Annotated in this window: 15 protein-coding genes; 10 read left to right on the top strand and 5 right to left on the bottom strand. The window is 58.5% G+C overall.

The genetic code is table 11. From position 1 onward, the window contains the following. Positions 1 to 11 precede the first annotated feature (11 nt). Genes ACN0SY_RS05180 through ccoS form a run of 3 tightly spaced genes read left to right on the top strand, consistent with a single transcriptional unit; the run spans position 12 to position 2,954 of the window. Complete coding sequence (locus ACN0SY_RS05180; RefSeq protein WP_417685060.1) at positions 12 to 524, top strand: FixH family protein; 513 nt, start codon at positions 12 to 14, stop codon at positions 522 to 524. Between the two features lie 27 nt (positions 525 to 551). Next, complete coding sequence (locus ACN0SY_RS05175; RefSeq protein ID WP_417685058.1) at positions 552 to 2,765, top strand: cation-translocating P-type ATPase; 2,214 nt, start codon at positions 552 to 554, stop codon at positions 2,763 to 2,765. Beyond that, positions 2,766 to 2,954 (top strand): cbb3-type cytochrome oxidase assembly protein CcoS, encoded by a 189-nt coding sequence (ccoS, locus tag ACN0SY_RS05170; RefSeq protein WP_417685057.1) that lies wholly within the window; start codon positions 2,766 to 2,768, stop codon positions 2,952 to 2,954. It begins immediately after the preceding gene. A 21-nt stretch (positions 2,955 to 2,975) separates the two neighbouring features. Here ccoS and ACN0SY_RS05165 read toward each other — a convergent pair whose 3' ends face one another. Continuing rightward, entirely contained in the window at positions 2,976 to 3,146 is a 171-nt protein-coding gene (locus tag ACN0SY_RS05165; protein ID WP_417685055.1) for a hypothetical protein, read from the bottom strand. A gap of 178 nt (positions 3,147 to 3,324) precedes the next feature. Further along, entirely contained in the window at positions 3,325 to 4,611 is a 1,287-nt protein-coding gene (gene hemA / locus ACN0SY_RS05160; protein ID WP_417685053.1) for a 5-aminolevulinate synthase, read from the bottom strand. A 330-nt stretch (positions 4,612 to 4,941) separates the two neighbouring features. Between hemA and ACN0SY_RS05155 the strand changes: the two genes are divergently transcribed. After that, positions 4,942 to 5,478 (top strand): response regulator, encoded by a 537-nt coding sequence (locus ACN0SY_RS05155; RefSeq protein ID WP_417685051.1) that lies wholly within the window; start codon positions 4,942 to 4,944, stop codon positions 5,476 to 5,478. A gap of 93 nt (positions 5,479 to 5,571) precedes the next feature. Then, positions 5,572 to 5,760, top strand: a complete 189-nt coding sequence (locus tag ACN0SY_RS05150) for a hypothetical protein (RefSeq protein WP_417685049.1) — start codon at positions 5,572 to 5,574, stop codon at positions 5,758 to 5,760. Between the two features lie 108 nt (positions 5,761 to 5,868). Here the strand turns inward: ACN0SY_RS05150 and ACN0SY_RS05145 are convergent, their stop codons facing one another. After that, complete coding sequence (locus ACN0SY_RS05145; RefSeq protein ID WP_417685047.1) at positions 5,869 to 6,534, bottom strand: GntR family transcriptional regulator; 666 nt, start codon at positions 6,532 to 6,534, stop codon at positions 5,869 to 5,871. A gap of 247 nt (positions 6,535 to 6,781) precedes the next feature. Between ACN0SY_RS05145 and aroQ the strand changes: the two genes are divergently transcribed. Then, positions 6,782 to 7,237: a type II 3-dehydroquinate dehydratase gene (aroQ, locus tag ACN0SY_RS05140; protein ID WP_417685046.1), complete on the top strand. Its 456-nt coding sequence runs from the start codon at positions 6,782 to 6,784 to the stop codon at positions 7,235 to 7,237. Between the two features lie 42 nt (positions 7,238 to 7,279). Here aroQ and ACN0SY_RS05135 read toward each other — a convergent pair whose 3' ends face one another. Continuing rightward, the gene (locus ACN0SY_RS05135) at positions 7,280 to 7,972 is read right to left on the bottom strand and encodes a sugar transferase (protein ID WP_417685044.1); all 693 of its coding nucleotides are present in this window, start codon (positions 7,970 to 7,972) and stop codon (positions 7,280 to 7,282) included. Positions 7,973 to 8,081: 109 nt separating this feature from the next. Continuing rightward, positions 8,082 to 9,389, bottom strand: coding sequence for a UDP-glucose dehydrogenase family protein (locus ACN0SY_RS05130; protein WP_417685043.1), 1,308 nt, complete (start codon positions 9,387 to 9,389; stop codon positions 8,082 to 8,084). A 326-nt stretch (positions 9,390 to 9,715) separates the two neighbouring features. Here ACN0SY_RS05130 and ACN0SY_RS05125 point away from each other — a divergent pair, with 326 nt between their 5' ends. From ACN0SY_RS05125 to ACN0SY_RS05110, 4 genes are read left to right on the top strand one after another with little or no spacing between them, the layout of a single operon-like run. Continuing rightward, positions 9,716 to 10,570, top strand: a complete 855-nt coding sequence (locus tag ACN0SY_RS05125) for a metal ABC transporter substrate-binding protein (RefSeq protein ID WP_417685879.1) — start codon at positions 9,716 to 9,718, stop codon at positions 10,568 to 10,570. 58 nt (positions 10,571 to 10,628) lie between these two features. Then, positions 10,629 to 11,504 carry a manganese/iron ABC transporter ATP-binding protein gene (locus ACN0SY_RS05120; RefSeq protein WP_417685877.1) on the top strand — a complete coding sequence of 292 codons (876 nt, stop codon included), beginning with the start codon at positions 10,629 to 10,631 and terminating at the stop codon, positions 11,502 to 11,504. Beyond that, positions 11,504 to 12,376: a metal ABC transporter permease gene (locus tag ACN0SY_RS05115; protein ID WP_417685041.1), complete on the top strand. Its 873-nt coding sequence runs from the start codon at positions 11,504 to 11,506 to the stop codon at positions 12,374 to 12,376. The genes ACN0SY_RS05120 and ACN0SY_RS05115 overlap by 1 nt, the downstream gene beginning before the upstream one ends. Then, positions 12,376 to 13,215 (top strand): metal ABC transporter permease, encoded by an 840-nt coding sequence (locus ACN0SY_RS05110; protein WP_417685039.1) that lies wholly within the window; start codon positions 12,376 to 12,378, stop codon positions 13,213 to 13,215. Before ACN0SY_RS05115 ends, ACN0SY_RS05110 begins: the two co-directional genes overlap by 1 nt. Position 13,216 lies beyond the last annotated feature (1 nt).

The raw sequence follows: 13,216 nt of genomic DNA, 5'->3' as shown, positions 1-13,216 counted from the left end.
TGGACGGGACTATGATGAATTCTGGCATGACCAATTCCGGGCAGAAGCCCTTCACCGGCAGGACGGTGCTATTCTGGTTGCTCGGGTTTTTTGCAGTGATCTTCACGGCAAATGCCATCTTCATCTGGCTTGCCATCGGCTCGTTCCCGGGCGTTGTCGTGGAAAGCTCCTATAAGGCCGGTCAGGCCTACAATCAGGAGATTGCCGATGCCAGGGCGCAGAGCGAACGCGGTTGGCAGGTCGGAGCGGATCTCGAACGCGGGGCGGACGGAACAGCCTTCGTGAAGGTCGATGCCCGCGACAAGGGCGGGGCTCCGTTGACTGGCCTTGCGTTCAAGGCGTTGCTCAATCATCCCACTCATGAGGGCGAGGATGTGATCGTCGAACTGAACGAAGGGCAAAGTGGGGTCTATTCCGGCTCTGCTGGCGGGCTGAAACCCGGCAACTGGAACGTCGTGATCGAGGCCGAGCGCGGCGACAAGCGCGTGTTTCGGTCCGAAAACCGGATCTTCCTGAAAGACTAGGCGCCTGCGGCAAAGGGATTGGAAAGAGTGAGCGTACACGCCCGCGATTGGGAGGCCTTCGTAACTCCGTCGGACGACGGCAAGGTGCACATGGATCTTGCCGTCGAAGGCATCACCTGTGCGGCATGCATGGGGGAAATCGAACGTGGTCTGGCGCGGGTTCCCGGCATTGTGAAGGCGCGCGTCAACCTGACCAGCCAGCGTCTGGCGGTGGACTGGGACCAGCAAACCACCGATGCTGACAAGATCGTTGCCGAACTGACGCGGCTGGGATATACGGCGCACCCGTTCGATCCTGCGAGCCAAAAGGATCGCCAGGACCGCACGGGCAAGACCCTCTTGAGGGCCATGGCCGTGGCAGGCTTTGCGGGCATGAATATCATGCTGCTGTCGATTTCGGTTTGGTCCGGAAATGCCACCGACATCACGCCTGAGACACGGGATTTCTTTCATTGGCTGTCGGCGCTGATCGCCTTGCCGACCGTCGCCTACGCCGGACGACCGTTTTTCGCCAGCGCATTCAGGGCGCTTCAGGCTGGTCGGCTGAATATGGACGTCCCGATCGTCATCGGGGTCACCCTGGCTGTTGCCCTGTCGCTGGTACAGACGATCCAGCATCACCATCACGCCTATTTCGAATCCGCGGTGATGCTGCTCTTCTTTCTGCTGGTCGGACGCTATCTCGACCACAACATGCGTGGCCGCACGAGGTCGTTTGCCGAGAATATTGCGGCGCTGAAGGCGGAGGTCGCCGCTCGTATCAACGACGACGGCTCTGTCCGCGAGGTGCCCCTCTCGAAGATCCAGCCGGGGGACAAGGTGCTGGTCATGTCCGGCGACCGCGTTCCGGTCGACGGTGTTGTGGAAGAGGGAAAGTCGGAGATCGACCAGAGCCTGGTCACCGGCGAAACAGTGCTTCACCCGGTTTGCGCCGGTACTCGTGTCTACGCAGGCACGTTGAACGGCGAGGGCACGTTGACGGTGAGGGTGACGGTCGCCTCTGGTGCGACGCTGCTGGATGAGGTCAACCGGCTTCTGGAAGCTGCCTCACAAGCGAAATCTCTATACGTGAGGATCGCAGACCGAGCTGCCCAACTATATGCGCCCCTGGTCCATGGCGCTGCGGCACTGACATTTTTCGCGTGGCTTTTGCTGGGGCTCGAGTGGCAGCCCGCCCTGGTGATCGCGATCTCCGTCCTGATCATCACCTGCCCCTGTGCGCTGGGCCTCGCGGTTCCCGCGGTTCAAGTCGTGGCATCCGGCCAGTTGTTTCGCTCCGGTATCCTTCTCAATTCCGGAGACGCCATCGAGCGATTGTCGGACGTCGATACGATTGTCTTCGACAAGACGGGCACCCTGACGACAGCAGAGCCCATGCTGGTTGACCAGGCGGGCGTAGCAGCGGACCTTCTGGCACTTGCTGGCCGCCTAGCGCTGTCGAGCCGTCACCCGCTTTCGATGGCGCTGGTCAAGGCAAGCGGCGCTATCGTGCCTTTCGAAGAAGTCCGGGAAACTCCGGGAGCCGGCGTCGAGACAATTCATGAAGGGCAGCGCCTTCAACTTGGCAGTCCGGCCTTCTGCGGCGTGCCGGAGAATGATGTCGAGGCTTTGCTAAGGTGGTATCCCGGGTCGTCGATCATGGCTGTGCGGTACGGAAGCAACAAGGCGGCGCTTCTGCCCTTGCGCCAGACGTTGCGTTCGGATGCCGCCAAGGTGATCGAGACACTGAAGGCACGCGGTTTTCAGCTTGAAATCCTGTCGGGTGACAGGGAAGGGGCGGTGCGGAACGTCGCCGAGGAACTTGCCATCACCCATTGGAAGGCGGGTATGAGGCCTGCCGACAAGATCGCTCACCTGGAAGCTTTGACAGCTGATGGCCGGAAGGTGCTGATGGTGGGGGACGGCCTGAACGATGCGCCCGCGCTTGCACGGGCACATGTCTCGCTGTCTCCGGTCACGGCAGTGCATCTCTCGCAAGCTGCCTCTGACGCGGTTTTCCTTGGAGACAAGCTGGCTCCAGTCGCCGACTCGCTTGCAATTGCAGGCCGTGCCCGCAGGGCCATCGAGCAAAACCTCTGGATTTCCGCTCTCTATAATGTCATCGCCGTCCCTGTTGCTGTCGCGGGGTTTGTGACGCCCCTGATGGCAGCCGTTGCCATGTCCGCTTCATCAATCGCAGTCACAGCGAATGCTCTCAGATTGCGTGTAGGCGATGCGACGGCATTGAAGCAGGAGGGTTGAATGGACGTCCTGATCTACCTCATCCCGATTGCGCTCTTCCTGGGACTGCTTGGATTGATCGGATTTCTCTGGTCACTCAAGAGTGGTCAGTACGACGATCTGGAAGGCGCGAAATGGCGAATTCTGGAAGATGACGACCTTCCTGAACATAAGACGGCGGACCGATCCGAACGCCCGGAAATCCGTTAGATCTTGAGCCTGAGGGGCCTCTCAGCCGATCAATGTCCCGGCGACCATGCTGGCTGCGACGATCAGCAATGCGAGGCCGGTAAACAAAAGCGCGTTTTCCCGCTTGATTGAAGGTGACAGCCCGCGCTCTGCCGCAAGCTTGCCAAGCCGTATCGGCTCTTCCTTAGTCTGTGCAAGGTGTCGCGGTTGCATGGATCTGTCTGAGTTCGTGTGAGAGGAAGGCGGAAGGCTTCATTGCCTTCAACGCATTTCATCCCGACACAATGACAGCAACCCTTGAAACTGGCGTTAAACAACAACGGCGGATTCTGTTAATCCGCCGCAACTTTACCATTGTATGAACTTATGGGCCGCAATTGAGGCCGATGGCTTAACCACCAGCGGCGGGATAAATCGCCTGGCTGATGTTGCCGTTTGCGTCAATGATATTGCAATCGGCATCGACCGTACCCTTCGGGAGACCGAGAGTGTCCCAGACATCGACGAGTGCTGCACAAAGCGCATCGATCAGACCGTCGTCGTGGAGCGGCGTCGGTGTTATGCGCAGACGCTCCGTGCCCCGGGGAACGGTCGGATAGTTGATCGGCTGGATATAGATACCGTGACGCTCGAGCAGCATGTCGCTGGCCTTTTTGCAAAGGTCCGGATTGGCCACGAGCACCGGCACGATATGCGTCTCCGACGGCATGACCGGCAGTCCGGCGGCGCTGAGCGCTTCCTTGGTCCGCTGAGCCTGGCGCTGATGCGCTTGGCGTTCGACCTGTGACGTCTTCAGGTGTCGAATCGACGTGCAGGCCGCTGCCGCAAGGCTCGGTGGCAGGGCTGTCGTGAAGATGAAGCCCGGTGCATAGGAGCGCACGGCGTCGATAATGGCCTGGCTGGAAGTGATGTAGCCGCCCATTACGCCGAAAGCCTTTGCCATGGTGCCTTCGATCACATCGATGCGGTCCATGACGCCGTCGCGTTCACAGATGCCTGCGCCGCGATCGCCGTACATTCCAACTGCATGGACCTCGTCGATATAGGTCATGGCGTTATACTTGTCCGCCAGGTCGGCGATGCGCTCGATCGGCGCCACGTCGCCGTCCATCGAGTAGACGGATTCGAAGACGATAAGCTTGGCGCGCTCGTTGCCTGCAGCCTTCAGAAGATCTTCAAGGTGTTCAAGATCATTGTGCCGCCAGACCTGCTTGGCTGCACCCGAACCGCGCACGCCAGCGATCATCGATGCGTGGTTCAGCTGATCGGACAGCAGAAGACAGTCGGGGAGCAGCTTCGCAATTGTCGAGATGGCGGCCTCATTGGAGACAAAGCCTGACGTGAAGACCAGTGCCGCGTCCTTGCCGTGAAGGTCGGCGAGTTCCTTTTCCAGAAGCACAAGCGGATGGTTGGTGCCGGAGATATTGCGGGTGCCGCCGGCACCCGCGCCCATCTTCTCAGCGGCTTCGGTAAGGGCGGAAATAACCGTAGGGTTTTGCCCCATGCCAAGATAGTCGTTCGAGCACCAGACCGTGATCTCGCGCTCAAGACCGTTGTCTGCGCGCCAGATGGCCTTCGGAAAGTTACCGGCAATACGTTCAAGATCTGCAAAAACCCGATAGCGCTTTTCGTCCCGAAGAGCGTCAATGGCGCGTTCAAAGGTTTCTTCGTAGTTCATCTCATGAACCTTGTTTCTGGCGTTGTCGGCGGACACTAGTCATTAAGCTACCGAAAGTCTAACGGCAGATTGACGCGTTTCAGGTCATCTGCGCAAACGAGATCGGGTTTGGCCTCCGTCAGCATCAAGCTACTAGCTTGGGATTGCATCATAATTGATCAAGCGCAAGCCGAAGCCTTTTCGTTGTTGGGCCCAAAAACATGTCGTTTATTGAATATATACGCCTCCAACCAGCGTTTCCAGTCGTGTGTCGCGTGGCAGAACCTTGGCGCTAATAACTCTCTTTTCAGACTTTCATGGCACGACTAGTCCGGAAATGGAGGTTTGCACGTGAGTCTTGATCTTGCCTCACTGACTTTTTTGCTGGTTGAGGACAGTGCCTATATGCGGACGATCCTGCGCACCATGCTGCAGGGCTTCGGTGCACGGCGTATTGTCGAGGCCGAAGACGGCGCATCGGGGCTGGAGGCCATGGACCGTGCAAACCCGGATATCCTGATCCTTGACTGGGTCATGCCGATCCTCGATGGCGCTGACATGGTGCGCATGATCCGCAGTCCAAACAATCCGTTCGCCTACATCCCGATCATCATGGTCACGGCTCACACCGAGCGTAGCCGCATCGTCGAGGCCCGGCGCCTGGGCGTGCACGAACTCCTGTCCAAGCCGATTTCGGCCAAGGCACTTTACCAGCGCGTTTCAAGTGTGATCCTGCATCCGCGTGATTTCATCAAGACGGCGACCTATTTCGGCCCGGCGCCACGTGAAATCCGCAACCGTCAGAAAATCTGGCAGGGCGCGCCTGGAGGCGGGCAGCAGGGTCAGCAAGGCGGCGGAGAGAACTCGGGTTCTGTCTCTATCGGCTAAGCCGAAATAAAGGCCAATCGGAATTTTTCGGTCGCTTCGGAGCGGGTCGCTTTACGCCGCGGCTGTGCGTCCAGTTATAGGCTCGAGCACCGAATGAACAAAGGTTTCTTCGAACGAAGGCTGGCTATCGTCGAAGCAGGGCGCGTGAAGGACCTCGCCCAGCATATCCAGATCGACGGTGTAATGGGCAAGAAGCAGCTTGGTGAGCATATCATTGGACAGATGACGCAGGCCGGAAATCACGCTCTCCACCTGATCATGCGTTTCCAGTATCGGCTTTAGCTCACTCATCTGTCGGCTCCCGTCTCTCAACCCTATGGTGACGGAAACATGGTTAATTTTTCCTAATCCCCGACGTAGGTTTCGCCCGGAATTCGTCTGGAGAAGAGACTAGCTTCCCATCGTGGAAAGATTATGCTCGACACCTGCCATGATGTGCTGTCTCAGCAGCTTGTCGGCAGTCTCAAAGTCTCGCGTCTTGGCCGCCTCGAGCAATGCGAGGTGCTCCTCCGCCGCAGCCTTTCCACGGATCGCGTCGGTCTGCATCTGGTAGCGAAGGAATTTGCCGAAAATCGTGGCATGGGTTTCAAGCAGGGTTGCCGAGCCGCATGCCTGGATCAGAGCCCTGTGAAACTCCCAGTCGGCACGTTTCCAATCTTCCTGAATGGTCTTGTCGCCGGTGAGGCGACGAGTTTCCGCTGCACGTAACTTGTAGTGGGCACCGACGACGCCCGCTTCCCAGTCAATGTCTCCATGGGCAAAGGACAGCTTGAGTGCGTGAGTTTCAAGAAGCAGGCGCAGATCCGCGATTTCCTTGAGATCGGAAACGGAGACGGGTGCGACCTCGAAGCCCTTTTGGCCTTCAGCATGTACAAATCCAATTGCCGCCAGTCCGTTCAGGATTTCACGCAAGGTCGTGACGCTGACGCCGTACTGTTGGCGCAGGGCCTCAAGCCGCAGTTTCTGACCCGGCTTGAGCAGACCGAAAATGATGTCGTTCTTGATGCGGCGGAGAACCTTGTCGCCAACCGAACCGCTTTCTGGCGTTTTCAGCATACGTGATTCTTATTAATACTAAATGGTAGTGTCAACTTGACATATTTCGTCGATCATATGATAAAAGGCATAATATACGATGAAAAACTGCATTTGACCCCATCGCTTGGGTCCCAATCTGAAGCGCGAAAAACAAGACAGGCGCCAGATGGGGCCCATTCTTTTGTTCGTTGCTTCATTCGAGTGGCTGGACTGGAATTCCTGCCCTGCATGATGTACCGCTGACGAAGGTCTTGAGGGGCCGCAAATGACGGTGGGGGTACACGTGCAGACGGTCTACATTCTTAATGGTCCGAACCTGAATCTTCTTGGGAAGAGGCAGCCGGAAATCTACGGCCATGAGACGCTTGCGGATGTCGAGACGCGCTGCCTCCAGATTACTGACGCAGCCGGGCTGACACTGAAGTTCCTGCAGAGCAATGCCGAGTACCAACTGATTGACTGGATCCACGAGGCGCGCGAAGAGGCGGTCGGGATCATCATCAATCCGGCAGCCTACACACATACTTCTGTCGCGCTTCTCGATGCTCTGAAGACCTGCGAAATGCCGATCTTCGAGGTCCACATCTCCAATGTGCACCAGCGCGAGAGCTTCCGTCACCATTCTTACGTCTCGCTGGCGGCGACTGGAGTCATTGCAGGCTGCGGAACGCAGGGGTACGAACTCGCCCTGCATCGGCTCCTTCGGCTCGTTCAGGGCTGATCCTGGTCAGGGCGCGAAAATTATTCGCGCATGTCCTGCCAGCTAGTGTCCGTTGCCGTTGAAAAATTCACGGACGATAGTGCCGCCCATGATCTTGATGTCGAGCAGGGTGGATTGCGTCTCGATGTAGCGAAGGTCGTAATTCAGCCTCTGGCGGGCAGCATGAGGATCGCGCGTCTCTCCGCGATACCCGTTCACCTGGGCAAGCCCGGTGATTCCTGGCTTGACCCTGTGGCGTGACTGGTAGCGCGGGTCGAACTTCTCGTATGGAACGCCGGCCGCCAACATCCCCGGCACGTGCGGACGCGGTCCGACAAGCGACATGTCACCCTTCAGGACGTTGAGCAGCTGCGGTAATTCGTCGAAGTTGCTCCGGCGCAGGAAGCGCCCGATTGGGGTAATCCGTGGATCGGACGAAACCGTCTGGTTCACTCCGGACTGGTCGCATCTGTCTGCATACATTGTCCGGAATTTGTAGATCGAGAACAGTTTCCCGCCTTGCCCGTGACGGTCTTGGCGGAAGAGCACGGGTCCCCGTGTCGTGAATTTCACCGCGAGTGCAATGCCGATCAGTAGCGGCCCAAGCGCTGCAAGGGCTGCAAGAGATGCGGTGACATCGAAACCCCGCTTGAAGGTCAGGCGCCGAGGCGCCTGCAGCAGCAGAATGTCGGCAGTTTCGGCAATTCTTGCAGACCGGTGCACCCGGTCATGGAAGGAATCATTTTCAAGAGACATCTCGAGTTCCGAAACATTGTAAGATTTCCGGAACTCTAGCGATTTCGGGTGGTTAACCAAAGGTTAAGTTGGAACGATGGTTAACCGGCGACAGAAAGATGCCTTAACGTCAGTATGCCCGCCCGACGCTTGTGTAGTCGAAGCCGCGATTGATCATGTAGTCGGGCTTGTAGATGTTGCGCAGGTCGATGACCTTCGGTGCCTTGACCAAGGTCTTGACCCGGTCCAGATCGAGCGCGCGGAACTGGTCCCACTCGGTGACGATCACAACGGCGTCGGCATTCTCGATGGCGTGATAAGGGCCGTCGCAGAAGAGTACGTCCGACATGACATGGGAGGCTTCTTCCATGGAGGCCGGGTCATAGGCACGGATCTTCGCACCCGCCTGCTGCAGCTTGGCGACGATATCGATGGACGGCGCCTCACGCATGTCGTCAGTGTTCGGCTTGAAGGCCAGACCGAGCAGGGCGATGGTCTTGTCCTTCACATCGCCCCCCATGAAGTCGATCACCTTGTCGGCCATCTTCTTCTTGCGCGCGTTATTCACCTCGATGACGCTGTCGACGATCTTCAGCGTCGCGTCGGCGTCGTGGCCGATCTTTGACAGCGCAAGCGTATCCTTCGGGAAGCACGATCCGCCGTAGCCGGGGCCGGCATGCAGGAACTTGGAGCCGATGCGGTTGTCGAGGCCGATGCCGCGGGAGACTTCCTGGACGTTCGCACCGACCTTCTCGCACAGATCCGCGATCTCGTTGATGAAGGTGATCTTCACCGCGAGGAAGGCATTGGCGGCGTATTTGATCAGCTCGGACGTGCGGCGCTTCGTTACGATGATCGGCGTCTCGTTGAGATAGAGCGGACGGTAGAGCTCGCGCATGACCTCGACGGCCTTGTCGTTGTCGGTGCCGACGACGACCCGGTCCGGGCGCTTGAAGTCGCTGATGGCCGCGCCTTCGCGCAGAAACTCAGGATTGGAGACGACAGCAAACTGGGCATCCGGGTTGGTCTTGGCGATGATGGCCTCGACCTCGTCGCCGGTTCCGACCGGAACGGTGGACTTGGTGACGATAACGGTGAAGCCCTTGATCAGTCCGGCGATCTCTTCGGAAGCCGCGTAGACATACGACAGATCGGCATGGCCGTCGCCGCGGCGGGTCGGCGTTCCGACGGCGATGAACACTGCATCGGCTTCGGCGATGGCCTGGCTCGGATCGGTGGTGAAGAACAGGCGTTCTTCCTCCACGTTCTTTGCAACCAGTTCCTGCAGGCCCGGTTCATAGATCGGAATGCGGCCGTCATTGAGGGCATCGATCTTGGAGGCATCCTTGTCGATGCAGGTCACCACATGACCAAAGTCCGCAAAGCAGGCGCCGGACACAAGTCCGACATACCCGGTTCCAATCATCGCAACGCGCATGAGATCAATTCCAAATTCTATCGGCTCGACGAGGTGAGCAGAGGTAAGGGGTTCAGGTCATTTCACCAGCTAACAGTTGGATGTTGCTTTAGCATGACGTCGCACGAATGCCATAGGGCGTATCCCTCAATCAGCGATTTTGCCGTGATCTGTGCTCCGGTCAGCGCCGTAAATGGTCTAGTTGCAAATCATTCTTAATTGCATTGACGCGCTGCAGCAGTTCCGATAGGTCTATTGTCGGGTATGTGGATGTGAAGAAGGTTCTGCCAATCATGCGCAGTGTAAGAGTTGCCATTGCAGCAGGTGTGATCACGACCGCCGTTTTGATGTCGGGAACTAGCAACGCCGATGACCGCCTGAAGGTCGTGACGACGTTCACGGTCCTGGCGGATATGGCGCAAAACGTTGCCGGAGATGCGGCGGAGGTTGTTTCGGTGACGCGTCCTGGCGCAGAGATCCATGGCTACCAGCCGACGCCAAGGGATCTCATTCGGGCGAGTGATGCAGATCTGGTGCTCTGGAATGGCATGAATCTCGAGCTTTGGTTCGAGCAGTTCCTGCGCAATCTCCGCAATGTGCCCTCCGCGACGGTTTCGGATGGCGTAGAGCCGATTTCCATCCGGGAGGGCAGCTACGAGGGGAAGCCCAATCCTCATGCATGGATGTCGCTGGAAAATGCGTTGATCTACGTCGACAACATAGCGACGGCGATGGCCTCGCAGGATCCTGCGAATGCCGAGATCTACAGGTCGAATGCGGAAGCTTACAAAAAGCGTATCCGTGATACGATCGAGCCGCTTAAGGCAAAGGTTGCATCGGTTCCAGAAGACCAGCGTTGGCTCGCGAGCTGTGAAGGCGCATTTTCCTATCTCGCGAGGGACTTTGGCTTGAAGGAAGTCTATCTTTGGCCGATGAATGCCGACCAGACAGGGACGCCGCAACAGGTCCGCAAGGTGATAGACGCGGTCCGGAACAATGGGATTCCCGCCGTTTTTTGCGAAAGCACGGTCAACAACGATCCGGCTCATCAGGTCGCGCGTGAAACAGGAGCCGCGTTCGGTGGCGTCCTCTACGTGGATAGCTTGTCGGAGGAGGATGGTCCCGTTCCGACCTATCTCGACCTCCTGCGGGTTACCTCCCAGACTGTTGTCGACGGTTTGACCGCCGCCAAGGGCAACTAGATGTATGTGTGCCGCACAAGTTTGAAGTGGATCTGAGACCGTGACGCTCGACGCGACCATGGATGCTGAAAATGCCGGTCTTCTGGCGACGAACGTTACGGTCACCTATCGCAATGGTGTGACGGCGTTGACCGATGCAAGTTTTGTTGTGCCTCGCGGTTCCATTGCCGCGCTGGTCGGCGTCAACGGTGCCGGAAAGTCGACCTTGTTCAAGGCGATCATGGGTTTTCTCCCCCTCGCCACCGGTGACATCAGGATCCTCGGAAAGTCGGTGAAGGCGGCGCTCGCCGACGGCATTGTTGCCTATGTTCCCCAGGCCGAAGAGGTCGATTGGTCCTTCCCCGTGCTGGTCGAGGATGTCGTCATGATGGGCCGATACGGTCACATGGGCTTCTTCCGCATTCCTTCGCAAAAGGACAAGGAAGCCGTTCGGCGGGCATTGGAACGCGTTGGCATGGCGCAGTTTCGCAAACGCCAGATCGGAGAATTGTCCGGCGGCCAGCGCAAGCGCGTGTTCCTGGCGCGGGCGCTCGCCCAGGACGGGAAGGTCATTCTGCTCGACGAACCGTTCACCGGGGTCGACGTACAAACGGAAGAGGCGATCATCAAGCTTCTGCGGGAGCTGCGCGATGAAGGCCGGGTCATGCTGGTGTCGACCCACAACCTGGGATCCGTCCCCGAATTTTGCGACCAGACTGTTCTCGTCAAGGGAACGGTGCTCCACTACGGCCCGACCGAAACGACCTTCACCAAGGAAAACCTGGAACATGCCTTCGGTGGTGTGCTCCGTCACTTCGTGCTCGGTGGGGCGGATCTTCATGATGACGACGACGCACGCACGGTTACGATCCTGACCGACGACGAACGCCCGGTGGTTATGTATGACGACATGACGCGCACTCAGAACCGGGAAACCGCAGAGGCGAACGAGTGATGCTCGAAATACTTCTGCTGCCCTTCAGCTACGGATACATGACCAATGCCATGTGGGTCAGCGCTCTCGTTGGCGGCGTCTGCGCTTTCCTCTCCGCCTATCTTATGCTGAAGGGCTGGTCCCTGATTGGCGACGCGCTCAGTCACTCGATCGTGCCGGGCGTTGCAGGGGCTTACATGCTGGGACTGCCATTCGCTCTCGGGGCGTTTCTGTCAGGCGGTCTTGCTGCGGGCGCCATGCTGTTCCTGAACCAGAGAACGGGCCTGAAGGAAGATGCGATCATCGGCATCATCTTCACCAGTTTCTTCGGCCTGGGACTTTTCATGGTGTCTGTGTCGCCCGTTCCGGTCGACGTCAATACGATCATCATGGGCAACATTCTCGCCGTGACGCCTGAGGATACGTTGCAGCTGGCCGTCATCGGCTTCGTCTCACTGGCAGTGCTTCTGGCGAAGTGGAAGGACCTGATGGTTGCCTTTTTCGATGAAAGCCACGCCCGATCCATCGGGTTGAAGCCGGACCGGCTGCGCTTCATCTTTTTCGTCCTTCTGTCGGCGTCCTGCGTTGCAGCTCTTCAGACCGTTGGCGCCTTCCTCGTCATAGCGCTTGTCGTGACGCCGGGGGCGACGGCCTATCTGCTCACCGATCGCTTTCCCAAGCTGCTGATGCTCAGTGTGACGATCGGCGCGGTGACGAGTTTCGCTGGGGCGTACCTGTCGTTCTTCCTGGACGGAGCCACCGGCGGGATCATCATCAGCCTGCAGACCGCCATCTTCCTGGTCGTCTTCGTCGTTGCTCCGAAGCACGGCCTTCTGGCTGCCAAGCGAAAGGCGGCGGAGGCCATTCGCCACTCCAGGGAAGGGCGCGTCTGATGGAAGACCTGCTTCTGCCCTTCGTGTTTCCGTTTATGCAGAACGCCTTTCTGATCGGCCTGCTGCTGGCGCCCGCAACCGCGATCCTTTCCTGTTTCCTGGTTCTGAAGGGATGGTCGCTCATGGGCGACGCGGTCAGCCATGCCGTGCTGCCAGGTGTGGTGCTCGCCTACATCCTGAACATACCGCTGGTCGTTGGGGCCTTCGCTGCCGGCATGACCTGCGCCCTTGCGACCGGCTATCTGAAGGACAACAGCCGCGTGAAGCAGGACACGGTCATGGGAGTGGTGTTCTCGGGCATGTTCGGTTTCGGCATGGTGCTCTACACCAAGATCGAAACGAATGTGCATCTGGATCACATTCTCTTCGGCAACATGCTTGGTGTCGGGGCTGAAGATCTCTGGACCGCGGGCATTGTCGGCGGCCTGGTTGCCGCCATCCTGGCGGCCAAATGGAAGGACCTTCTCCTTCACGCCTTCGATCCGGCGCAGGCCAAGGCGATCGGACTGCCGGTCAAGGTTCTCCATTACGGCCTGCTGGCCATCCTGTCGCTGACCATAGTCGCAACCCTCAAGGCCGTGGGCCTCATTCTCGCGATTGGTCTTCTGATCGCGCCGGGCGCCATAGCGTTCCTGATCACGCGGCGCTTCCTGCCGATGATGGCCACGGCGGTCCTGATCACCTGGTTCGCCATGTTTGGCGGTGTCTATCTAAGTTTCTGGATCGACAGCGCACCGGCACCGACGATCATCCTCCTCCTGACGGGTGCCTTCGTTGCAGCCTTCGTCTGGCGGCAGATCAGGAATGCAGAGCGTTCCGGCGCACCGGCATCGGGCTAAG

Source organism: Roseibium sp. (genome assembly GCF_048261595.1).
In the GTDB taxonomy this organism is placed as follows: domain Bacteria; phylum Pseudomonadota; class Alphaproteobacteria; order Rhizobiales; family Stappiaceae; genus Roseibium.
The sequence above is the reverse complement of the archived record's forward strand: the minus strand, read 5'-3'. Positions and strand labels throughout refer to the sequence as shown.